This window comes from Tardiphaga sp., assembly GCF_044340795.1.
In the GTDB taxonomy this organism is placed as follows: domain Bacteria; phylum Pseudomonadota; class Alphaproteobacteria; order Rhizobiales; family Xanthobacteraceae; genus Tardiphaga.
Window position 1 is genome coordinate 1 of sequence record NZ_JBIISY010000005.1, and the last position, 20,706, is coordinate 20,706.

General features: G+C 62.2%; 16 protein-coding genes. 8 read left to right on the top strand and 8 right to left on the bottom strand.

Features of this window, described 5'->3' with window-relative positions; genetic code table 11:
- Positions 1 to 171 precede the first annotated feature (171 nt).
- Complete coding sequence (locus ACIQ17_RS01510; RefSeq protein ID WP_398464641.1) at positions 172 to 495, top strand: hypothetical protein; 324 nt, start codon at positions 172 to 174, stop codon at positions 493 to 495.
- A gap of 205 nt (positions 496 to 700) precedes the next feature.
- Positions 701 to 2,410 (top strand): thiamine pyrophosphate-binding protein, encoded by a 1,710-nt coding sequence (locus ACIQ17_RS01515; RefSeq protein ID WP_398464643.1) that lies wholly within the window; start codon positions 701 to 703, stop codon positions 2,408 to 2,410.
- 46 nt (positions 2,411 to 2,456) lie between these two features.
- Here ACIQ17_RS01515 and ACIQ17_RS01520 read toward each other — a convergent pair whose 3' ends face one another.
- Both ACIQ17_RS01520 and ACIQ17_RS01525 read right to left on the bottom strand, forming a co-directional pair.
- Positions 2,457 to 3,098, bottom strand: a complete 642-nt coding sequence (locus ACIQ17_RS01520; protein ID WP_398464645.1) for an alpha/beta hydrolase — start codon at positions 3,096 to 3,098, stop codon at positions 2,457 to 2,459.
- Complete coding sequence (locus ACIQ17_RS01525) at positions 3,095 to 4,036, bottom strand: ring-cleaving dioxygenase (RefSeq protein WP_398464647.1); 942 nt, start codon at positions 4,034 to 4,036, stop codon at positions 3,095 to 3,097. Before ACIQ17_RS01525 ends, ACIQ17_RS01520 begins: the two co-directional genes overlap by 4 nt.
- 131 nt (positions 4,037 to 4,167) lie before the next feature.
- On the opposite strand from ACIQ17_RS01525, the gene ACIQ17_RS01530 reads away from it, so the two are divergent.
- Positions 4,168 to 5,076 (top strand): LysR family transcriptional regulator, encoded by a 909-nt coding sequence (locus ACIQ17_RS01530; protein ID WP_398464649.1) that lies wholly within the window; start codon positions 4,168 to 4,170, stop codon positions 5,074 to 5,076.
- Here the strand turns inward: ACIQ17_RS01530 and ACIQ17_RS01535 are convergent.
- From ACIQ17_RS01535 to ACIQ17_RS01545, 3 genes are all read right to left on the bottom strand, one after another.
- Positions 5,073 to 7,145, bottom strand: coding sequence for an ATP-dependent helicase (locus ACIQ17_RS01535; protein ID WP_398464651.1), 2,073 nt, complete (start codon positions 7,143 to 7,145; stop codon positions 5,073 to 5,075). The genes ACIQ17_RS01530 and ACIQ17_RS01535 overlap by 4 nt on opposite strands.
- A 91-nt stretch (positions 7,146 to 7,236) precedes the next feature.
- Complete coding sequence (locus ACIQ17_RS01540; RefSeq protein ID WP_398464653.1) at positions 7,237 to 9,198, bottom strand: methyl-accepting chemotaxis protein; 1,962 nt, start codon at positions 9,196 to 9,198, stop codon at positions 7,237 to 7,239.
- A gap of 181 nt (positions 9,199 to 9,379) precedes the next feature.
- Positions 9,380 to 10,075, bottom strand: a complete 696-nt coding sequence (locus ACIQ17_RS01545; protein ID WP_398464655.1) for a Crp/Fnr family transcriptional regulator — start codon at positions 10,073 to 10,075, stop codon at positions 9,380 to 9,382.
- Positions 10,076 to 10,324: 249 nt separating this feature from the next.
- On the opposite strand from ACIQ17_RS01545, the gene ACIQ17_RS01550 reads away from it, so the two are divergent.
- Both ACIQ17_RS01550 and ACIQ17_RS01555 read left to right on the top strand, forming a co-directional pair.
- Positions 10,325 to 11,077, top strand: coding sequence for an ABC transporter ATP-binding protein (locus ACIQ17_RS01550; protein ID WP_398464657.1), 753 nt, complete (start codon positions 10,325 to 10,327; stop codon positions 11,075 to 11,077).
- Positions 11,074 to 12,597, top strand: coding sequence for a permease (locus ACIQ17_RS01555; protein ID WP_398464659.1), 1,524 nt, complete (start codon positions 11,074 to 11,076; stop codon positions 12,595 to 12,597). Before ACIQ17_RS01550 ends, ACIQ17_RS01555 begins: the two co-directional genes overlap by 4 nt.
- A gap of 1 nt (position 12,598) precedes the next feature.
- Here the strand turns inward: ACIQ17_RS01555 and ACIQ17_RS01560 are convergent, their stop codons facing one another.
- Together ACIQ17_RS01560 and glgX are read right to left on the bottom strand one after the other, a co-directional pair.
- Positions 12,599 to 13,435, bottom strand: coding sequence for a transglutaminase family protein (locus ACIQ17_RS01560; RefSeq protein WP_398464661.1), 837 nt, complete (start codon positions 13,433 to 13,435; stop codon positions 12,599 to 12,601).
- 141 nt (positions 13,436 to 13,576) lie between these two features.
- Positions 13,577 to 15,682: a glycogen debranching protein GlgX gene (glgX, locus tag ACIQ17_RS01565; RefSeq protein WP_398464744.1), complete on the bottom strand. Its 2,106-nt coding sequence runs from the start codon at positions 15,680 to 15,682 to the stop codon at positions 13,577 to 13,579.
- A 151-nt stretch (positions 15,683 to 15,833) separates the two neighbouring features.
- Here glgX and rocF point away from each other — a divergent pair, with 151 nt between their 5' ends.
- From rocF to ACIQ17_RS01580, 3 genes are all read left to right on the top strand, one after another.
- Positions 15,834 to 16,799 (top strand): arginase, encoded by a 966-nt coding sequence (gene rocF / locus ACIQ17_RS01570; protein ID WP_398464663.1) that lies wholly within the window; start codon positions 15,834 to 15,836, stop codon positions 16,797 to 16,799.
- 134 nt (positions 16,800 to 16,933) lie between these two features.
- Positions 16,934 to 17,215 (top strand): hypothetical protein, encoded by a 282-nt coding sequence (locus ACIQ17_RS01575; protein WP_211912138.1) that lies wholly within the window; start codon positions 16,934 to 16,936, stop codon positions 17,213 to 17,215.
- Between the two features lie 90 nt (positions 17,216 to 17,305).
- Positions 17,306 to 18,910, top strand: coding sequence for an alpha-amylase family glycosyl hydrolase (locus tag ACIQ17_RS01580; protein ID WP_398464666.1), 1,605 nt, complete (start codon positions 17,306 to 17,308; stop codon positions 18,908 to 18,910).
- 152 nt (positions 18,911 to 19,062) lie between these two features.
- On the opposite strand, the gene ACIQ17_RS01585 is transcribed toward ACIQ17_RS01580, so the two are convergent.
- The gene (locus tag ACIQ17_RS01585; protein ID WP_398464668.1) at positions 19,063 to 20,661 is read right to left on the bottom strand and encodes an ABC transporter substrate-binding protein; all 1,599 of its coding nucleotides are present in this window, start codon (positions 20,659 to 20,661) and stop codon (positions 19,063 to 19,065) included.
- Positions 20,662 to 20,706: the final 45 nt, after the last annotated feature.

Sequence of the window (20,706 nt, forward strand, 5' to 3'; positions counted from 1 at the left end):
GAGTTCAAAGTTGAAACTCCGCGGCGGATGACGGCTTCGCCTCATCCGCCCTACGGGTTCATGTTTCGAGCGATTCAAAGCTACAGGGCTTCTAAGCGCAGGGGCCCGGAAAGCGGTTGAGCGATGCCATCTCGCAGCCTATTCAGGCGTGGGGTCGCAAAGGAAAAGCTCATGCTGCCACAGCCGGTCAAAACCGCCGATATCACCGACGAGAATTCGGCGCAGACCTATCTCAACCAGGCGATCATGACGACGTTCTGCCGCGTGCTGGACAGTTCGCGCCTGCCGCCCGATGTGGTGATGAAGCTCCTGGCCACGGCACTCGGCCAGACCTATCGCGAAGTCGCCGCCGCCCATCAGGATGGCGGTTGCCCCTGCGGATGGCGCCCGCAGCCGGGGACGGATATCGAGACCCTGCGCACCTCGTTGGAAGAAGCTGCGGCGCCGCGCCGCATCGACGATCTGCTCAGCATGGCGGCAGTCGGCAGGGCGTAGCTGCTACGTCACTGATCTGCCCGCATTCTCGGCTGTTGCATCGCAAACCGTCATCGCCTCGACAGGCGATGGGCGGTTTTTCGTTGTCTCACGATAGTCTGATGACACGACTGCGCGGATTTTGCTAAATTGCTTTAGGCCTAAACTTTTGGCCTGATCCTTGAATGAATGTCGCGACCATCGTTGCTTCCAGCCGAGTGACCGCATGACATCGTTGACCGCCAAATCATCCCGCGCCGAGGTTGCAAGCGCGCCCGATTCCATTCCCGTCTGGCGTGCCGTGGCCCGTGCAATTGCCGACCTCGGCGCTAGGCGCTGTTTTGGCCTGGTGGGTGGTGCTAATTTCAAGGTGACGCTGGCGCTCACCGATCTCGGCGTCGAATTCATCGCCGCCCGCCACGAAGGCGGTGCGATGAGCATGGCCGATGTCGCCGCGCGCCTGACGCGTGAACTCGTGGTGGTTAGTGTCACCGCAGGGCCGGGTCTCACCAATGCGATCACCGGCATCGGCGAGGCTGCGAAGAGCGACACGCCGCTGCTCGTGCTCGCAGGCGACGTCGTCACCGGCGACAAGCAGTCGGCTTTTGCGTTCAATCAATCCGAACTCGTCCATGCAGTCGGTGGTGAATGGCGCCAGATAGCCGATCCGCAGACCGCCTATCTCGAAACCTGGAACGCCGCCGCGCGTGCGATCAGGGAGCGCAAGCCGGTGGTGCTCAGCCTGCCCATCGACGTGCAGGAGATGGCGGTCACCGCGACCATGGGCAAGCGGCATCCGCCATTGATGCCGCGCCGGACTCTCCATGCAGACAAGCTTGCGGAGCTGGTCGCCACCATCCGCTCATCGCGCCGGCCTCTGATCCTTGCGGGCCATGGCGCCGTGGTGGCCGATGCGCAGCCATTGCTGGTCGAACTCGCCGACAAGCTCGGCGCACTGCTCGCCACCTCCATTCAGGCGCATGGCATGTTCTCCGGCCATCCCTGGAATCTCGGCATTGCCGGCGGCTTCTCGTCGCCCGCTGCGGCCGAACTGATCGCGCAGAGCGACATGATCCTCGCCTTCGGCATGTCGCTGAACATGTGGACGACGAAAAAGGGCAAGCTGATCGACGATCACGCCCAGCTGGTCCAGATCGATGTGGAGAAGGGCCGCATTGGCATGCATCGTCCGGTCGATCTCGAACTCGAGGGCGATGCCTCGCAGGTCGCGACAGCCCTGCTGGAAGCGCTGTCTGCCGAGGATGTGGCGGGTATCGGCTGGCGCACGCCGCAGATCGCTGCGGTCATCGACGGCAAGAGCAATCGCAACGCACCGTTCGAGGACACCAGCAGTGGCGAGCACATCGATCCACGCACACTGAGCAAGGCGATGGACGATCTGTTGCCGAAGGATCGCACCGTCGTCGTCGATGGCGGCCATTTCGTCGGCTGGGTGGCGCGCTATCTGTCGGTGCCGGATCATCGCGGCTGGTGCATTCCGATCGCCTTCCAGTCCATCGGTCTCGGCCTCGCAGGCGCCATCGGCGCAGCGGTGACGCAGCCGGAGCGGCTGACGGTACTCGCGGTCGGCGATGGCGGGTTCTTGATGTCGATTGCGGAGCTGGAAACCGCTGTGCGGTTGAAGAAGCGCATCTGCATCTTCATCTATAACGACAGCGCCTATAGCGCCGAGGTGCATCACTTCGTGCCGGAGGGTTATTCCGCTGCGATGGCGCAGTTTCCTGTCACCGATTTCGCAGCGATCGCGCGTGGCTATGGTGCCGATGGCTGCGTGGTGAAGACGCTGGACGATCTCGGTGCGGTGAAGCGCTGGGTCGAGGCTGGCGCGCAGGGTGTCTTCATCGTCGATGGTCGCATCAATCCGAAACTGATTGCGGACTGGTATCGCGAGATTTTCGGATCGGCGAATCTATAGTGTGAGAAAGCGAACGCCCCGCTTGTCAGCGGAGCGTTCAGTCGTTTCATGCAGCCGCGTTGTCGGAGCGCGAGGTGTCGATCCCGCCCAACCATTCCTGCGCTACCGTCAGATCCGCCTGCGATAGCTGATGCCCGATCGGTAGTGTGCGATGTTGCACATCGGCACCGGCCTTGGCCAGTTCAATGGCCAGTCGCTGCGAGTTGCTCGCCGGAATGATCGGATCGAATTGCCCCGATACGATCAGTACCGGCTTGCCGTCCAGCTTGACCGCAGGCGGATCGCTCAGCGGCACCATGGCCCGCAACAGGATCGCGCCAGCGAGAACATCCGGTCGCAGTTGCAACACCGCCGCAGCGATATTCGCGCCGTTGGAATAGCCGAGTGCAATCGGCGCCGGCAGATCGTAGCACTTGCGGGCATCGTTGACGAAATCCGCCAGCGCATCGGCGCGGCGACGGACATCGTCCTCGTCGAACACACCTTCCGCCAACCGGCGGAAGAAGCGCGGCATGCCGTGTTCCAGAACCTGGCCACGCGGCGAGAGCAGCGATGCACCGGGCGAAACGGCCTGACCGAGCGGCAACAGATCGTTCTCATCACCACCCGTGCCATGCAGCAGCAGGAGAGGCGTAGCCTCGTGCCGGTTGCCCGGCACGAAGCGATGGATGTGGGACAGGTCGGTCATGCCGACACCTCATTCGTTGTGAGCGGCGGCAACACGCGCTCGATGTCGCTGCGATGCTTTTCGAGGAAAGCCGGCAGCTTCAGATGTTCGCCGAGGGACTCGACGGGCTCGTCCACGGCAAAGCCGGGGACATCGGTGGCGATCTCGAACAGCACGCCGCCAGGTTCGCGGAAATAGACCGAGCGGAAGTAGTTGCGATCCTTCTGCTCCGTCACATGCTGGCCGTGCACCTCGACAAGCTTGCGGCTCATCTCGGCCTGCTCGGCGTCATCCTTGGCGCGAAACGCGACGTGATGCACCGAACCGCGACCCTGGCGCGCCGGCAGGAAACCGCCGGCCTCATAGATATCGACCACGGCGCCTTCCCGGGCGTCGCCGGTCAGGCGGATGATCGAACCTTCGCGGGCGACCTCCTTGAAGCCGAACACGTCGGTGAGGATCGCACTCGTCTTCTCGGCCTTCTCCAGCAGCAGGGTCACGCCATGGAAGCCGCGGATCGCGTGCTCCGCCGGGATGTCGCCATTGCTCCAGCCCGCTTCATCTTCCGCGCCCGCGACGCCGACAAGCGCGAGGCTCATCCCGTCCGGGTCGGTGAAGGGCAGCACCGATTCGCCGAAGCGCTTTTCGAGCGCCTCATGGGCGATGCCCTGTTCGATGAAGCGATGCGTCCAGTAGCCGAGCGAACTGGCCGGCACGCGGAACGCGGTCTGCTGGGTCTGGCCGACACCGCCGCGACCGGGAGCGGCATGCTCCCACGGAAAGAAGGTCAGGATCGTACCGGGCTGGCCGGTCTCGTCGCCGTAATAGAAGTGATAGGTGCCGGGATCGTCGAAATTGACCGTCTTCTTGACGAAGCGCAGGCCCAGCGCACGGGTGTAGAAATCGAAATTGCGCAGCGCGGGGCCGGCGATGGCGGTGACGTGATGGATGCCTGACATGGTCTTGTCTCCGGTTTGGGAGGGCGTGTCGTCCTCCGTTGCCGGGATAATTGGTCTGTTCTCGTTCAAAGACAATCTGGTGATTTGTGGCAAGACTGTCTATGAATTGAGGACAATCGGATGGGACCGAAATGGACAAGCTCGACAGCCTGCGGGCCTTTGTGAAAGTGGTCGAACTCGGGAGCTTTTCGGAAGCCGGGCGTCAGCTCCGGCTGTCGCGCTCGGCGATGTCGAAATATGTCGCCGAACTCGAGGAAAGCCTCGGCGTGCAGCTGTTGAACCGCACCACGCGCCATGCCAGCCCGACTGAAGCCGGCCAGACCTATTTCGAGCGCGCGCTCAGCATTCTGGCTGATATCGACGCCGCCGATCAGGCGGTGGCGCAGGCGCAGTCGTCGCCACGCGGGCTGTTGCGGGTCAACGCGCCGATGTCCTTCGGCACGCTGCAGCTCGGGCCGGCGGTGGCGGATTTCATGGCCACGTGTCCGGAGTTGCAGATCCAGCTGGCGCTGTCGGACGATCAGGTCGATCCGATGCAGGGCGGCTTCGACGTGACGCTGCGGATCGCTGATCTGGAATCCTCCAGCCTCATCGCGCGAAAAATCGTCGCCATCGATCGCGCCGTCTGCGCTTCGCCGGATTACCTGAAGCAGCACGGCACGCCAAAGATCCCCGAGGATCTGCGCAAGCACGCGTTGCTCACCTACGGATTGCTGCTCACCGGCAATCAATGGAAGCTCACCGGCAAGGATGGCGATCACTGGATCCAGCCGAGCTGGTCGCTCTGCGTCAACAATGCGGAAGTGTTACGCGATGCGGCGATCGGGGGGCGAGGGATTGCGTTGTTGCCGACCTTCATCGCCGGCGATGCCTTGCGCGCGGGGACATTGCTGCGGGTGTTGAAGCCTTACAAGGCGCCGCCCCTGACGCTATACGCGATCTATCCGCCGACACGGCATCTGGCGATGAAGGTGCGGCTGTTCATCGATTTTCTGGTGGCAAGATTTGCGGGCACGCCGAGCTGGGATGCTGGGCTCTAGCGCCACAGCGAGCGCATGCGCGAATTGATGTCAACGCGCACATTGGGCATCGCGCCACGGGCGGTTTCCGATCCGGCGCGGGGCCAGCTGGTCCGCTCGAACAGATGCAGCAGCGCTTCCGGGATGAACCGCGTGCGCGAGGCATAGACGTGGCGGTCGCCATGCGACTGCTGGCCGTGGGTGAAGAAGCGCTGTGGCACCATCAGATGCAGATCGTCCTTGGCGCGCGTCATCGCCACATAGAGCAGGCGGCGTTCCTCCTCGATCTCCGCGGACGTTCCGGTGCCGAGATCGGACGGCATGCAGCCATCGACGACATTCAGCACATAGACCGATTTCCATTCCTGCCCCTTGGCGGAATGAATGGTGGAGAGGATGAGATAGTCGTCGTCCAGCAGTGGCACGCCCGATTGATCGCTGGTGGCATCGGGTGGATCGAGCGTCAGTTCGGTGAGGAAGCGCTCGCGCGACGGATAGCCAGCGGCGATGGACTCCAGCTGGATCAGATCGGCACGGCGCGTCAGCGCATCCTCATGAATACGATCGAGATGCGGCTCGTACCAGCGGCGGGCCAGTTCGAGTTCGGCCGGCCAGCCGGCGCGTCCCGATTTGATCTCTCGGATCACATCGACAAAATCGCGCCAGTCATGGGCGGCACGCGGCGGAGACGGTGCCAGCGCAAGCGCGGTGATCGGATCGGGCGATGCGATCATGTGATCGAGCGCCTTCTGCGCAGACGCTGGCCCGACGCCGGGCAGGAGCTGCATCAGGCGAAAACCGGCGACGCGGTCGCGCGGATTTTCGACGAAGCGCAGCAGCGCCAGCATGTCCTTCACATGCGCGGCGTCGAGAAACTTGAGGCCGCCGAACTTCACGAAAGGAATGTTCCGACGTGTGAGTTCGATTTCAAGCGGACCGCTATGGGACGATGTGCGGAACAGCACGGCCTGCTCCTTCAGTCGCGCACCTCCCTCGCGGTGATCGAGCACGTGCTCGACGATGGCACGGGCTTGATCGGCTTCGTCACGGACGGTGATGAGCTGCGGCCTGGCCGAGGATTCACGTTCGGTGCGCAGGTTTTTTGTGAAGCGCTCACGGGCGAGACCGATCACGCCATTGGCCGCAGCGAGGATCGGCTGGGTCGAGCGATAGTTGCGATCCAGCGTCACGATGGTCGCCGGCGGTGAAAACTGTTTCGGGAAGTCGAGGATATTGCGCACGGTGGCAGCCCGAAACGAATAGATCGACTGCGCGTCGTCGCCGACCACGGTGAGGCCCTGGCCATCGGGCTTGAGCGCCATCAGAATGGTCGATTGCAGGCGGTTGGTGTCCTGATATTCATCGACCAGCACGTGGTCGAAGCGGCCGCCGATATGTTCGGCCAGCTGCGGTTCGCTGGCCATCTGCGCCCAGTAGAGCAGCAGGTCGTCGTAATCGAGCACGTTCTGCTTCTGCTTGGCCTCGACATAGCCGGCGAACAGATCGCGCAATTCGGCAGCCCAGCCGGCGCACCATGGAAAGTTTGCGCCGAGCACCTGCTCCAGCGGCGTCTCCGCATTCACGCAGCGTGAATAGATGGAGAGGCAGGTGCCCTTGGTGGGGAAGCGGTTTTCCGTCTTCGAGAATCCGAGTTCGTGCCGGACCAGATTCATCAGGTCAGCGGAATCTTCGCGGTCGTGGATCGTGAAAGCGGGATCGAGGCCGATCTGTTCGGCATAGTCGCGCAGCAGGCGCGCGCCGATGCCGTGGAACGTGCCGGCCCAGGTCAGGGCGTCGGTCATTACGCCAGCATTGTCACCGATCACCTTGCGCGCGATGCGCTCGACGCGCTTGTTCATTTCGCTGGCGGCGCGGCGGGAAAAGGTCATCAGCAGGATGCGGCGCGGATCCGCGCCATTCACGATCAGATGTGCGACACGATGTGCCAACGTGTTGGTCTTGCCGGAACCGGCACCGGCGATCACCAGCAGCGGTGCAGATGGCGTGGCGATCCGTTCACGCACGCCGTGTTCCACGGCGGAGCGCTGTTCCGGGTTGAGGGTGTCGAGATAGGCGGCTGAAGCGAGCAAGGGAATGATCCGAGGTGACGAATCACGCTCGCTGATTCCCGTTCTGTTCGCAATGGAAGAGCGGCGCGCCGAAGCGCGCCGCCAGCGGTGATTAAGCCGCCCGGACTTCGCGCAGGAATGCGTCCACTTGGGTCTTCAGGTCTTCGCCGTTGCGCGAGAGTTCCCCGGCGGACTCGACCACCTGCGAGGCGGCGACGCCGGTTTCGCGGGCGGCCTCGTTGACCCCGGCGATGGTCTGCGAGACCTCACCCGTGCCGCGGGCGGCTTCGGCGACATTGCGGGCGATCTCCAGCGTCGCGGCGCCCTGTTCCTCGACGGCAGCGGCGATGGTGCTGGCGATCTCGCTGACGCGGCCGATGGTGGTGGTGATGTTCTGGATCGAATCCACCGACAGGCGTGTGGCACTCTGGATCGACGACACCTGCGCGGAGATTTCGTCGGTGGCTTTCGACGTCTGGGTGGCCAGCGCCTTCACTTCGGAGGCGACGACGGCAAATCCGCGGCCGGCTTCGCCTGCGCGCGCGGCCTCGATGGTGGCGTTGAGCGCCAGCAGGTTGGTCTGCGCGGCGATCTCGCTGATCAGCTTCACCACGTCGCCGATCTTCTGTGCGGCGTCTGCGAGGCTCTGCACTTCGCCATTGGTGACCTGAGCCTGCGACACGGCATCGCCGGCGACGCGGGCGGATTCGTTCACCTGCTTGGAGATCTCGCTGATCGACGCATTGAGTTCCTCGACAGCGGCCGCCACGGCCTGGGCGCTTTGCGTGGCTTCTTCCGAAGCGGCGGCGACGGCTGCGGTCTGGTTGGTCGATTCCGATGCAGTCGCGGCCATGGACTGTGCCGTATGGCGCAATTCGGTGGCGGCGGAGCTGACGGCGCTGACGACGCCGCCGACACCACTTTCGAAGCGTGCGGCGAGGGCATTCATCGTATCGCGTCGTTCATGCTGGGCCCGTTCGCGCTGCTGGTCCTGCGCAGCGCGCAGCTGTTCGGTCTCGAGCAAGCCGGTCTTGAAGACTTCGACGGCACCGGCCATCGAGCCGATCTCGTCGCTGCGGCCAGCGCCCGGCACAGCGATGCTGTGATCGCCGCCGGCAATGGTGCGCATCGCTGCTTCGAGTGCGTTGATCGGCTTCGCCATGCTGCGCCCCATGAAGGTCGCGACGGCGGCCGCGAGCAGCAATACGCAGACCGAGGCAAGAGCAAGCCAGGTCAGCGAACTGCGCGTCAGCGCCTGATAGGAGCTGGCGTCTCGCACGATCTCGAACACGGCGACCGGCTCGCCGGAGAAACTCTTGATCTGGCCGAAAGAGGTCGCCGAAGCGCGGCCATTCAATTCGCCCTGCTGGATGATGACGTCGCCCGCCAGCGCCCGACGGATCACGCTCGGATCGACGGCGGTGCCGGTAAAGGTCGAGGCCAGCGTCTTGGCGGCCTGGCCGTCCATCTGGTGAATGGCAACATCGACCTTGAAGCGCGCCTTCATGCTGTCGACGAATGCCTTGCCGAAAGGCGCGCCGACGTCGACCACGCCCAGAATGTTGTTGCCGTCCATGATCGGTGCGGTGCCGAACACGTTGAGCACGTCGCGGCCGGGCTCGACGCCACCGATCGGCTTGCGGTTCGCCGTCGCCTGCGCCACGGTTTTGCGACGCGGGGTCATGTCATCATCGAAGGTCTTTGGATTGTGAACCCGTGCGAAGCCAGTGCCCGGCGGGGTGGCGACGGTCACCAGTTCGAGACCGCGCGGCTTGATGCTGGCATAGGGCAGGTCGAGCAGCGCCAGCGTGGCGGCGCGGTCCTTGGCGCGAACGGCATCCTTCATCTGCGGCATCGCAGCCAATGTTTCGGCAACCGAAAGGGTCGTACGCGTTTCAGCGTTCAACGCCGCAGTGAGATTGAGATAGTCGTTCTGTAGTTCACGCTCGAGCGCGGTATCGACGATGGTCTGCTGCTGCCACATGCTGAAGGCTGCAAGGACGCCACAGGAGCCTGCGGCGACCAGCGTGATGGCAACGATCATGCGTGCCGAAATCGACTTGAGTACTAACATCTGAAATGCCCCTTCCGTCGCAACTAACAAAATGTCGCGTTCGTAAAATCCCCGGTCCAGCCTTAGGGAATTCCAGTGAAGGAGGTCTTAATTACCTTTCGATCTCAGCTGATCGGGTAATATTGTGCTGCAATGCGAAGGTTTTGGATCGCTGGGCGAACACAAAGCTGCGGATGGAGGTCTAGGAGGCCGCCTGCGCGTCAATGCTGTCGCTCGACATCGCGTTGAGCAGCGACTCATGAACCTGGATTTTGGCGTCGTAACTGATGAAACCGAGGCGCCGGAACTTGTTCATGAAGTAACTCACGCGCGAACGGGTGGTGCCGATCATCTCGGCGAGCGTCTCCTGGCTGATATCAATGTCGATCGGCCGGCTGCTGCCGTCTTCGCCGAAGCGGGCCAGAATCAACAGCAACCGGGCCAGACGCTTCTCGCTCGAATTGAAGAGCTGGTCGACAAGGTCTTCCTCGATCCGGGTATTGCGCGCCAGGAGATAGGCCATGAAGAATTCGGCCATGGTCGGTTCATCTCGCAACGTGGCGAGCATCGTCTGCTTGCTGATCACCGTGATGGTGCAGTCCTCCATCGTGGTCGCGGTCGACGTTCGCACGGGGACGCCGTTCAGGCAGCACTCGCCGAAGAACTGACCGGGTTCGAGCAGGCCGACCACGGCTTCCTTGCCCTGTTCTGACAGAACTGTGAGCTTGATCCGCCCTTGCAGAATGAAGAATACGGCATCGGCACTGTCGCCTTGGCCGAAGACGATCTGGTTCTTGCGATGGTCGGTGATGGACTTGCCGCTACCAGGCGTCGACAGAAAATAGGGCGCATCGAAATCTGTAACGGTCGGCATTCGGAGGACGGCGTGTCGTGTCATCATCACTCTCCGGATCGCGTCGGATCGAGTCTATTCGAGGTTGTGTTGCTTCACTAATATTTTAGATAATTGAAATTCGATTGTGAAGCGAGACGGCCGAACAACCGTGCTGCATGATGAATCCATCAGCTTCGATAGGTACATAGCTACGCAAATGATTCCGCTTGGGTAGCAGCTTCTGACGATTGTGTTCACCGGGGCGAAACGTCTCGGTCGCATCTTGGTTGCATCAACGCATGGAGGCGGATGATGACCGCGCGCGCGACCGCTCTCGAATTGCGGGGATTAACAAAACGTTTCGATCGGCCCGCGGTCGATACGCTGGATCTCACCGTGCATGCCGGTGAGTTCTATGCGCTGCTCGGGGCGAATGGCGCGGGCAAGACGACGACGTTGCGCATGGTGGCGGGACTGCTGCCGCCGGATGCGGGCGCCATCCATATCGCCGGAATTGATGCGCTGGCCGATCCCGTCGCCGCCAAGCAGGTGATGGCGTGGGTCTCCGACGAACCGATGATCTATGACAAGCTGACGCCGCTTGAATATCTTGAATTCATCGCGGGTCTATGGGGCTGCGATCCCGGAGCCGCCGATGTCGCGGCCCACGAACTCCTCGGCTCGCTCGGTCTCGCCGCGCATATGCACGAACGTTGCGAAGGCTTTTCCAAGGGCATGCGGCAGAAAGTGGCGCTGGCGGGCGCGCTGGTGCATGAGCCTCAACTCATCATCCTGGACGAGCCGCTCACCGGCCTCGATGCGGTGTCGGCGCGGCATGTGAAGGGACTGCTGCAGGCGCGGGTCAAAGGCGGCTGCACCGTGATCATGACCACCCATATCCTCGAGGTTGCCGAGCGCATGGCAGATCGCATCGGGGTGATCGCGGCCGGGCGATTGATTGCCGAAGGCACGCTCGCCGAATTGCGTCAGCAGATGGGGCAGAGCGACACCAGCCTCGAGGAAATGTTCGTCGCCTTGATCGAAAACGCGTCGGCTGCCGCATGAGCGCAGCCGTCAGCGCGCTGTGGTTTGCGCGGCACGAGCTTCGTCTCGGCTGGCGCGAGATGCTCGGCATGCTGACCGGCGGACGCCGCAGCCGCACCCGAAGCGCCACGATCCTGCTGGTCGTCTTCGCGATCTTCCTGCACCTGCCGGCCTATGCGGTGGTCGGTCGTTTCGCCGATGTGCAGACGCCGCTGGATCAACAGAGCGCCATCATCATCACCGCCAGTGTATTTCTCGCCTGGGCGCTGATCCTGTCGCAAGCGATCGAGTCGGTCACGCGGGTGTTCTATGCGCGCGCCGATCTCGATCTGATCGTGTCGTCGCCTGCGCCGCTGGGCAATGTCTTCTCCGTCCGGATCGCCGCGATCGCGCTCACCGTCACCGTGATGGCCCTGATGCTGGCGACGCCGTTCGTCAACGTGCTGGTGCTTGGTGGCGGCACGCGATGGTTCGCGGCCTATGGCGTCGTCCTTGCCATGGGTCTGTCGGCCTCCGCGGTGGCGATTGCCGTCGCGGTTGGTCTGTTCGAACTGTGCGGCCCGGCCCGCACGCGCATGGTCGCGCAGATCATTTCAGCTGTGACCGGCGCGGGTTTCGTCATTGCGCTGCAGGTGGCTGCGATCCTGTCCTACGGGACGCTGTCGCGTTTCGCGGTGCTGACCTCGGATGCTGTCGTCGCCTTCGTGCCGGATGCGTCGAGCATTGCATGGTGGCCGGCGCGGGCGATGCTGGGGGAGGTGAGCGTATTGCTGCCATTGCTGGCGGCTGGGCTGCTTCTGCTCGGCACGACCATGGCGCTGTTCTCTCCGCATTTCGGTCGCTATGTCGTAAGCGCTTCGCCCCAACTGGCCTCAAGAAAGATCGGGATCGCAAGGCCGTTTCGCGCCATCTCTCGTCGGCACGCGCTGCGCCGCAAGGAGTTCAAGCTGTTGTGGCGCGATCCCTGGCTGATGTCGCAGACGCTCATGCAGCTGCTCTACCTGCTGCCGCCGGCGCTGATGCTGTGGCGCAGCTTTGGCGACGGGCCGAGCGCTTTCGTCGTGCTGGTGCCGGTCATCGTGATGGCGGCCGGACAACTCGCCGGCGGCCTGGCCTGGTTGACCATCTCCGGTGAGGATGCTGCCGATCTGGTGACGACAGCACCGATACCGGCCGCGGCGTTGCTCACGGCGAAGGTTGAGGTGGTCCTGATTTGTATCACGGCGATCTTCACGCCGCTGATTGCGGCGCTCGGCTTAGTCTCGCGGGAGATGGCAGTGGTCGCCGCTCTTGCGACGATTGTCGCTGCGGGATCGGCGACGTCGATCCAGCTGTGGTTTCGCGTTCAGGCGAAGCGAAGCCAGTTCCGGAGACGCCAGACATCATCGCGTATCGCCACCTTCGCCGAAGCTTTTTCATCTATCGGCTGGGCTGCGACGGCGGTGCTTACATTGGTGCTGCCGGTCGGGGGTGCGATCGCGGGCGTGCTCACGGCCGGGATCGTGGCGCTGGCCTGGAAGCTCAGTCCGTCGCGGAGCTAGATCAGGCAACCTTCTGGTCCGACGTCGCGGTGTCGGTCACCTCGTCGGTGACCACTTCGAAGCGCGTCAAAAGCGGCTTGCCAAAAGCGGTGGAGATGGCGACATCAGCCGCATCGCGCCCGCGAGCCATGACGATGCGGCCGATGCGGGGCTCGTTGTGGCGGGCATCGAACGTGTACCACTGACCGAGCAGATAGACTTCGAACCACGCACTGAAATCCATCGGGGCGGGATCGATGGGAACGCCGATGTCGCCGAGATAGCCGGTGCAGTAACGCGCCGGAATATTCATGCAACGGCACAGGGTGACCGCGAGATGTGCGAAGTCGCGACAGACGCCAATGCGTTCTTCATGCGCCTCGAACCCGGTCCGGTCGTTGCGCGCGTGGTGATAGCCGAACTCGATGCGGTCGTGAGCATAGTCGACGATGGCCTGCACCAGTTGCGCGCCATCCGTGATGCCGTCGAACTGCGCCAGAGCCAGGTCGAACAGTTTCTGGGTATCGCAATAGCGACTGCCGAGCAGATAGATCAGGACGTCATCCGGCAGATCTCCCACCGGCATCAGCCGGCCTGCAGGGGGGCTGAGTTCCGGAAGGCCGCTATCGGAAATGAGAAAACTGTTGCTGATGGTCAACGGGCCGGGCGGCGCCACCAGACGGGTGCACGTATTGCCGTAGATATCGTGATAGTCGTGGAGCGGTATGTCGCGGGACAGGCTGATCTGATGCGGGCTCAGGAGGTCCTTTTCGCGATCGGGATGGATGCTGAGCATCAGCACCACCGCGGTATTCTCGCTGAATTCGAACGCGATGTCGTAGCCCGCGCGGATCTGCACCTGACGTTCCCCGTGGCTGCATTGCCATGCCAATAGCGTATGTCAGACAAGTTAAGTTGTGCAGCTTCGTTCCGCGCCAAAATACGTGCAGTCTGCGGGAATTGTGAGCAGCGACAGCAAGATGCCGCCGCTGCCCAAGTCTCACTTCTGCAGCGTCAGCAGCAGGAGCGAGCGTCCGGTCACCTGATACATCTCGCCGAACGGGAAAGTCTGTCCGCCCGGCGCGTCAGGAATATTGGTGTCGATCAGGAGCTCCCAGCCCTTGCCGCCAAAAGCTTCCGGCATGGTGAAATCGACCAGTCCCTCGAAGCCGTTGAAGATCAGCAGCATGGTCTGGTCGTCGGCCTGCTTGCGGATGCCGGTCTTTTGTGCGCGGCCGTCGAGCAGCATGCCGAAGCATTTGACGTTGCCGTCCTTCCAGTGCTCCTCCTGCATCGGTCCGCCATTGGCATTGATCCAGGTGACGTCGCGCACATCGAGATGCGGATCGTGCTCGCCGGTGAGGAACCGTGAGCGGCGCAGCACCGAGCAATCGCCAAGCAGGCCGATCAGACGCTTGGTGAAGGCGTGGAGGTCCTTGCCTTCCTTGGTCCATTTCCAGTCGAACCAGGAGATCTCGCTGTCCTGGCAATAGGCGTTGTTGTTGCCTTTCTGGGTGCGGCCGAATTCGTCGCCGCCGAGCAGCATCGGCGTGCCCTGGGCGAAGAGAAGCGTCGCCAGCATGTTGCGCTTCTGGCGCTCGCGCAGCGCGATAATCTCCTTGTCGTCGGTGGGACCTTCGACGCCGCAATTCCACGAGCGGTTATGCGAGTGACCATCCTTGTTGTCCTCGCCATTCGCCTCGTTGTGCTTCTCGTTGTAACTGAAATTGTCGTTCAACGTGAAGCCGTCATGGGCGGTGACGAAATTCACGCTGGCCCAGGCGCGGCGGCCCTGATGATTGAACATGTCACCGGAAGCGACGAGCCGGGGCGCGAGCGCCGAGACCGGCGCTTCGCCGCGCCAGAAATCACGCGCGGTGTCCCGAAACTTGTCGTTCCATTCTGCCCAGCCGGGCGGGAAGCCGCCGACCTGATAGCCGCCGGGGCCGATATCCCATGGCTCGGCAATCAGCTTGACCGTGGTGAGCAGCGGGTCCTGGTTCACGGCCTTCAGGAAGCCGCTCTGTTCGGTGAAGCCGTAGACCTCGCGCGCCAGAATGGTGCCGAGATCGAAGCGGAAGCCGTCGATATGCATCTCGCGCACCCAGTAGCGCAGGCTGTCCGTCACCATGCGAATGACATTGGCATGGGAGAGATTGACGGTGTTGCCGGTGCCAGTGTCGTTGATGTAGTAGCGCGGCTTGTCCGGCATCAGCCGATAGTAGCTGGCATTGTCGATGCCCTTGAAAGACAGGGTCGGGCCGAGCTCGTTGCCTTCGGCGGTGTGGTTGTAGACCACGTCCAGGATGACCTCGAGACCGCCCGCATGCAGCTTTGCGACCATCTCCTTGAATTCGCGCAGTGAGTTCGGCACGTCCGAGGCATAGCGCGGATCTGGCGCGAAGAAGCCGATGGTGTTGTAGCCCCAGTAATTGACCAGCTTCTTCTTCAGCAGATAGTCGTCATTGATGAAGGTATGCACCGGCAGCAGCTCGACCGAGGTGATGCCGAGATCGCGAAGGTAGTCGACCGAAGCCTGGGAGCCGAAGCCGGCATAGGTGCCGCGCAGTTTTTCCGGAACGTTCGGATTGAGCTTGGTGAAGCCCTTTACATGGGTCTCATAGACGATGGTGCGATCCCATGGCACCGGCTGCCGGCCGGCTTCACCGGTCCAGTCGAAGTCCCGATCGACCACCACGCATTTCGGCATGAAGGGGGCGGAGTCGCGCTCGTCGAAAGTGAGGTCGTCGCCGGTCTCCATCTTGTAACCGAACACGGCGGGGTCCCATGTCAGCGTGCCGGCATGGGCGCGCGCATAGGGATCGAGCAGCAGCTTGTTGGGATTGAAGCGGTGGCCCTTCTCGGGCTCGTAGGGGCCGTGGACGCGATAGCCGTAGTACTGGCCCGGTCCGACATCGGGCAGATAACCGTGAAAGATCTCGTCGGTATATTCCGGCAGTTCGATCCGGGTCTCCTTGTCGCCGTCGAACAGGCAGATCTCCACCTTGGTGGCGTTGGCCGAGAACAGCGCGAAGTTTGTCCCATTGCCATCCCAATGCGCGCCCAGCGGATAGGGAAGGCCTTCTTCAACAGCTTTGCTCACGATTGCCCCGTTCGGTCAAAATATTGGATTGAAACGCGCATTATAACGGCGATGGTTCGATTGCGTTGCACTGCGGAAAGCGCATTTTGGACATTATTTTCATGATTTCGCCGCGGCGTGATGACAGACGCGGCAGCGCTGCAGGAGCCGATCTATGAGCCAGCCTTTCCGTCCGAACCGCATTGCCTTGCTGGGCGCCCCCGTCGAGATCGGCGCATCGCAGCTCGGCACCCTGATGGGACCGGACGCCATGCGGACGGCTGGACTCAAGCCACTGCTGGAAGAACTCGGCTTTGCGGTCGAGGATCACGGCAATCTGGCGCCGTCGCGGCCGACGAGCACGGACACCCCGCCGTCCACTGCGAAACATTATCGCGAGATCCAGGCCTGGATTCAGGCACTCAGTGCGCGGAGTTACGAACTTGCCGCGTCGGGCGCGCTGCCGATCTTCATGGGCGGTGATCACAGCCTGTCGATGGGCTCTGTCAATGGAGTCGCCCGGCACTGGCACGCGCAGGGACGCGAGCTGTTTGTTCTCTGGCTCGACGCCCATGCCGACTACAACACGCCACACACGACCATCAGTGGCAACATGCATGGCATGTCCGCTGCCTTTCTGTGCGGCGAGCCGGGCCTCGACGGGCTGCTCGGCAGTGAGCCGCGCGCCGCCATCACGCCCGATCATCTCGACCTCTTCGGCATCCGCTCCATCGACAAGCTTGAGAAGGAGCTGGTGAAGCAGCGCAAGGTCTCGCTGATCGATATGCGGCAGATCGACGAATTCGGCGTCGGCGTGCTGATCCGTCGCGTCATCGACCGCGTGAAAGCGCGAAACGGCGTGCTGCATGTCTCGCTGGATGTGGACTTTCTCGATCCGATCACCGCGCCCGGCGTCGGCACCATGGTGCAGGGTGGCGCTACCTATCGCGAAGCGCATCTCATCATGGAGCTGCTGCATGATTCCGGCTTGATGTGCTCGCTGGATGTAGTGGAGCTCAATCCCTTCCTCGATGAACGCGGCCGCACGGCGCGGGTCATGGTCGAGCTGGTCGGTAGCCTGTTCGGTCAGCAGATCACGGACCGGCCGACGCCGACCAATGCGATCATACCGGCCGAGTAAGGTTTCTGCGCATCCAGCACGGCTTTCGTTCCCTTGCGGGGCCGGCTTTATCTAACCGTTTCGTAACAAAGCTCCGGAACGATCATGGCCACGCCGGATTGCCTTCTCATCGTTACGCAACTGAGGAGCAGGTCATGATCAAGCATCTTGCCATCGTCGCCGTGGCTGCGGCGAGTATCGGCACCGCACTTCCGGTTACCACCGCAAGCGCACAGGAAATCGGTGTGGGCGTCGGCCCGGGTGGTGTCACCGTAGGCGCCGTGGGCCGTGATCGTTACCATCGCGACTATGACCGCGATTATTATCGCGATCGCCGCGATCGCAACGAGACGGTGATCATCAAGCGCAGCCGCGACCGTGATCGCGGTTACTATGATGGCGGCGTCGAGCGTCGAACTGTCATCGAACGCTACTAGGATTTGAATATCGCGATTCGGCGGCCCTTCCTCGGAAGGGCCGCTTTTTCGTGCCGATTTTAGCTCATTCTGTCGGGTTCAATCCGCCTCATGACCATGTCCAGCAAAGCGTCCGCTGCATCCATCTGGTGGCAGGCCGGCACCATCTATCAAATCTATCCGCGCTCATTTCAGGATTCCAATGGCGATGGAATCGGTGATCTCAAAGGGATCATCGGTCGGTTGCCCTATCTCCACCAGCTCGGCGTCGATGCGATCTGGATTTCTCCGATCTTCCCGTCGCCGATGGCGGATTTCGGTTACGACATTTCCGACTATGTCGACATTCATCCACTCTTCGGCACGCTCGCGGATTTCGACGCGCTGGTGGAGGCCGCCCACGCGCAGGGGCTCAGGGTCATACTCGACCTGGTGCCTAACCACACCTCCGATGAGCATCCATGGTTCATCGAGAGCCGTTCGTCGCGAGATAATCCAAAGCGCGACTGGTACATCTGGCAAGATCCGAAGCCGGATGGCAGCGCACCGACGAACTGGCTGTCGGAGTTCGGCGGCAGCGCGTGGCAATATGACGAGGCCAGCGGGCAATATTACTATCACGCCTTCCTTGACCGGCAGCCCGATCTGAACTGGCGCAATCCCGATGTGCGCGATGCCATCTACGAGGTGATGCGGTTCTGGATGCGGCGTGGCGTCGATGGCTTCCGCGTCGACGTGATCTGGCATCTGATCAAGGACGACCAATATCGCGACAATCCTGTTAATCCGAACTATGTCGCAGGGCGACCGCCGCATGAGACATTGATCACGCTCTATTCCGCTGACCGTCCCGAGACCCAGGATGTCGTCGCCGAGATGCGTCAGGTGATCGACGAGTTCGAGGATCGCGTGCTGATCGGGGAGGTCTATTTGCCCATCGATCGGCTGGTGGCCTATTACGGTGAAGACCTCGGCGGTGCACATCTGCCGTTCAATTTCGCACTGCTGTCGGCTCCGTGGAATGCGCGCGACATTGCCGATCTGATTGCACGCTACGAGGCCGCCTTGCCGCTTGGCGCCTGGCCGAACTGGGTGCTCGGAAATCACGACCGGCCGCGCGTGGCAACACGTGTGGGGGATGCACAGGCGCGAGTCGCGGCGATGCTGCTGCTGACGTTGCGTGGCACGCCGACACTGTATTACGGCGACGAGATCGGCATGCGGCATGTCCCGATCGCGCCGGAACAAGTGCAGGACCCGTTCGAGAAGAATGTGCCGGGCATTGGTGTGGGTCGCGATGGCTGCCGAACGCCGATGCAATGGGCGTCGGGCGAGAATGCGGGCTTCACCGCCGGCATGCCCTGGCTGCCGCTCGATGATGATTTTCACCGGAAGAATGCGGCAACGCTGGCCGTCGATCCGCGCTCTATCCTCAGCCTCTATGTAAAGCTGATTGCGCTGCGCAAGCGAATGCCGGAGCTCGTATTCGGCAATTATGATCCGGTGGAGACGCAGGACGCGGTGCTCGCCTATCGGCGCAGCTATGACAACCAGTCGATCCTGATTGCACTGAATTTCACCGGCGAGCCGGCATCATTGCATATCGGGGCTGGGGAGGTGTTGATCTCGACGGAGCTGGACCGCGAGGGAGAGAATGTCCCGGGCCCACTCGAACTGCGGGGCAATGAAGGTGTGATCGTGCGATTGCGGTCGTAACGTGGATGCTGGCGCATCGCGCGGATGTCGTCCCCCGCGAAAGCGGGGGGATCCAGTAAACACCGACATTCGTGCTGAAACGCTAACGACGCGTATACTGGGTCACCCGGTCGAGCCGGGTGACGACAGTTGTGAGTGGGGCCGTTGCGCGATCAGTCCAGCCCAATCGTCGTCAGATCCTGGAACCAGTGCTGCGCCTGCACGAACTTCTTCACCTTAGGCGACAGCGCATGCGGATTGGTGTCGTGGACGACCCAGACCAGCACGGCATCGTCGACGATCTGCGCATGCGCTTCAGCCAGCAATTCGTCCTGCTTCTTCGGATCGAAATTGTTCTTGGCTTCATCGATCAGCGCGTCGACCTTCGGGTTCTTGTAGCCGCCCCAGTTCACGCCGACCGGTGCGATCTGGCCGGAATGGAAGAACCGCACAATGGCATAGAGCGGGTCCGAGGTGACATAGGCGATGTTGTTCGAGGTGATGCCCTTCATGCTCTCATCGGCCGCGCCCTTGCGCCACGCGGTGTAGAGAACCTCGAGCTCGACCACCTTGAATTCGACCTCGACGCCGATCTCCTTGAAGCTCTGCTGGAGGAATTCGTTGATCGGCAGCGACAGCATCTGGCCGGTGCCACCATTGGCGATGATGAAGGTCGCCTTCAGGGGCTTCTCCGGACCATAGCCGGCTTCCTTCACCAGCTTCTTGGCTTCGGCGAGATCATATTTGATCTTGAAGTTCGGCTTGCCGAACCATGGGCTGGACGGATCGACCTGGCCGATCGCCGGCTTGGCGAGGCCGTTCATCAGCGCGACAACGCCGTCGCGGTCGATCGCGAGATTGAGCGCCTTGCGCAAACGCACGTCGGTCCAGGGCGAGCCCGGCAGCACGCTGAGATGATAATTCCAGACATGCGGCGTGACGTTATCGACGATCTTCATGCCAGCGCCCTTGAGCTGCGGCACGGCGTCCGGGGCAGGCGTTTCGATGAGATCGACCTGACCGGCGAGCAGCGCATTGGTGCGGGTGAGCGCTTCCGGCATCGGGATCAGCACGAGCTTGTCCGCCTTGGGCAGTCGCTTCTTGTCCCAATAGTCAGCATTCTTGCTGAGCTCGGCAAGCTCGCGCGGCACGAGCTTGGTGAGCTTGAACGGGCCGGTGCCTGACGGCTGCGACGCGAACTTGTCCCAGTCCTTGCCGACCTTTTCATATTGCGCCGGGCTGGACACCAGAAACCAGAGCATCTGGTAGGGGAAGAAGGAGTCGACGGTCTTCGTCGTGATCTCGACGGTGCCGTCATCGATCTTGGCATAGCTTGCCACCGAGGGAAGGCGGGTCTTTACCTGCGCGCTCTGGCGCTTGTCGAACTGTGGTGCCTTTTCATTCAGCACCTTGTCGAGATTCCAGATCACTGCATCGGCATTGAAGTCGCTGCCGTCGTGAAACTTGACGCCCTTGCGCAGCGTGAAGCGCCACTTGGTCTTGTCCTTGTCGTCCACTTTCCATTCGGTGGCGAGGCCGGGAATGAGTTTTCCGGGGCGATCGGCGACATCCATCTCCCATGCAACCAGCGGATCATAGATCGTATATCCGGTAAACTGGTAGCCACCTGCGCCGCGATCAGGCTGGCCGGTGGTCAGCGGAACGTCCGCCATCGAGATGCCGTAACGCACAACGGTCTCGGCTTTCGCGGTTGCAGCGAGGCCGATAACAGCTGCCAGCGCTGCGCCTGCAAAAGAAAATCGAAAACTCATCCCCAACTCCTGATGTGGAAAACATTCGTTGGCGGCTAAGCAAGC

Coding starts and splice junctions, on each gene's coding strand:
- ACIQ17_RS01575 (WP_211912138.1), top strand. CDS start 16,934: ATGATCAAGCATCTTGCCATCGTCGCCGTGGCTGCGGCGAGTATCGGC.
- ACIQ17_RS01530 (WP_398464649.1), top strand. CDS start 4,168: ATGGACAAGCTCGACAGCCTGCGGGCCTTTGTGAAAGTGGTCGAACTC.
- ACIQ17_RS01515 (WP_398464643.1), top strand. CDS start 701: ATGACATCGTTGACCGCCAAATCATCCCGCGCCGAGGTTGCAAGCGCG.
- ACIQ17_RS01585 (WP_398464668.1), bottom strand. CDS start 20,661: ATGAGTTTTCGATTTTCTTTTGCAGGCGCAGCGCTGGCAGCTGTTATC.
- ACIQ17_RS01580 (WP_398464666.1), top strand. CDS start 17,306: ATGACCATGTCCAGCAAAGCGTCCGCTGCATCCATCTGGTGGCAGGCC.
- ACIQ17_RS01550 (WP_398464657.1), top strand. CDS start 10,325: ATGACCGCGCGCGCGACCGCTCTCGAATTGCGGGGATTAACAAAACGT.
- ACIQ17_RS01520 (WP_398464645.1), bottom strand. CDS start 3,098: ATGACCGACCTGTCCCACATCCATCGCTTCGTGCCGGGCAACCGGCAC.
- ACIQ17_RS01545 (WP_398464655.1), bottom strand. CDS start 10,075: ATGACACGACACGCCGTCCTCCGAATGCCGACCGTTACAGATTTCGAT.
- ACIQ17_RS01525 (WP_398464647.1), bottom strand. CDS start 4,036: ATGTCAGGCATCCATCACGTCACCGCCATCGCCGGCCCCGCGCTGCGC.
- rocF (WP_398464663.1), top strand. CDS start 15,834: ATGAGCCAGCCTTTCCGTCCGAACCGCATTGCCTTGCTGGGCGCCCCC.
- ACIQ17_RS01510 (WP_398464641.1), top strand. CDS start 172: ATGCTGCCACAGCCGGTCAAAACCGCCGATATCACCGACGAGAATTCG.
- ACIQ17_RS01540 (WP_398464653.1), bottom strand. CDS start 9,198: ATGTTAGTACTCAAGTCGATTTCGGCACGCATGATCGTTGCCATCACG.
- ACIQ17_RS01555 (WP_398464659.1), top strand. CDS start 11,074: ATGAGCGCAGCCGTCAGCGCGCTGTGGTTTGCGCGGCACGAGCTTCGT.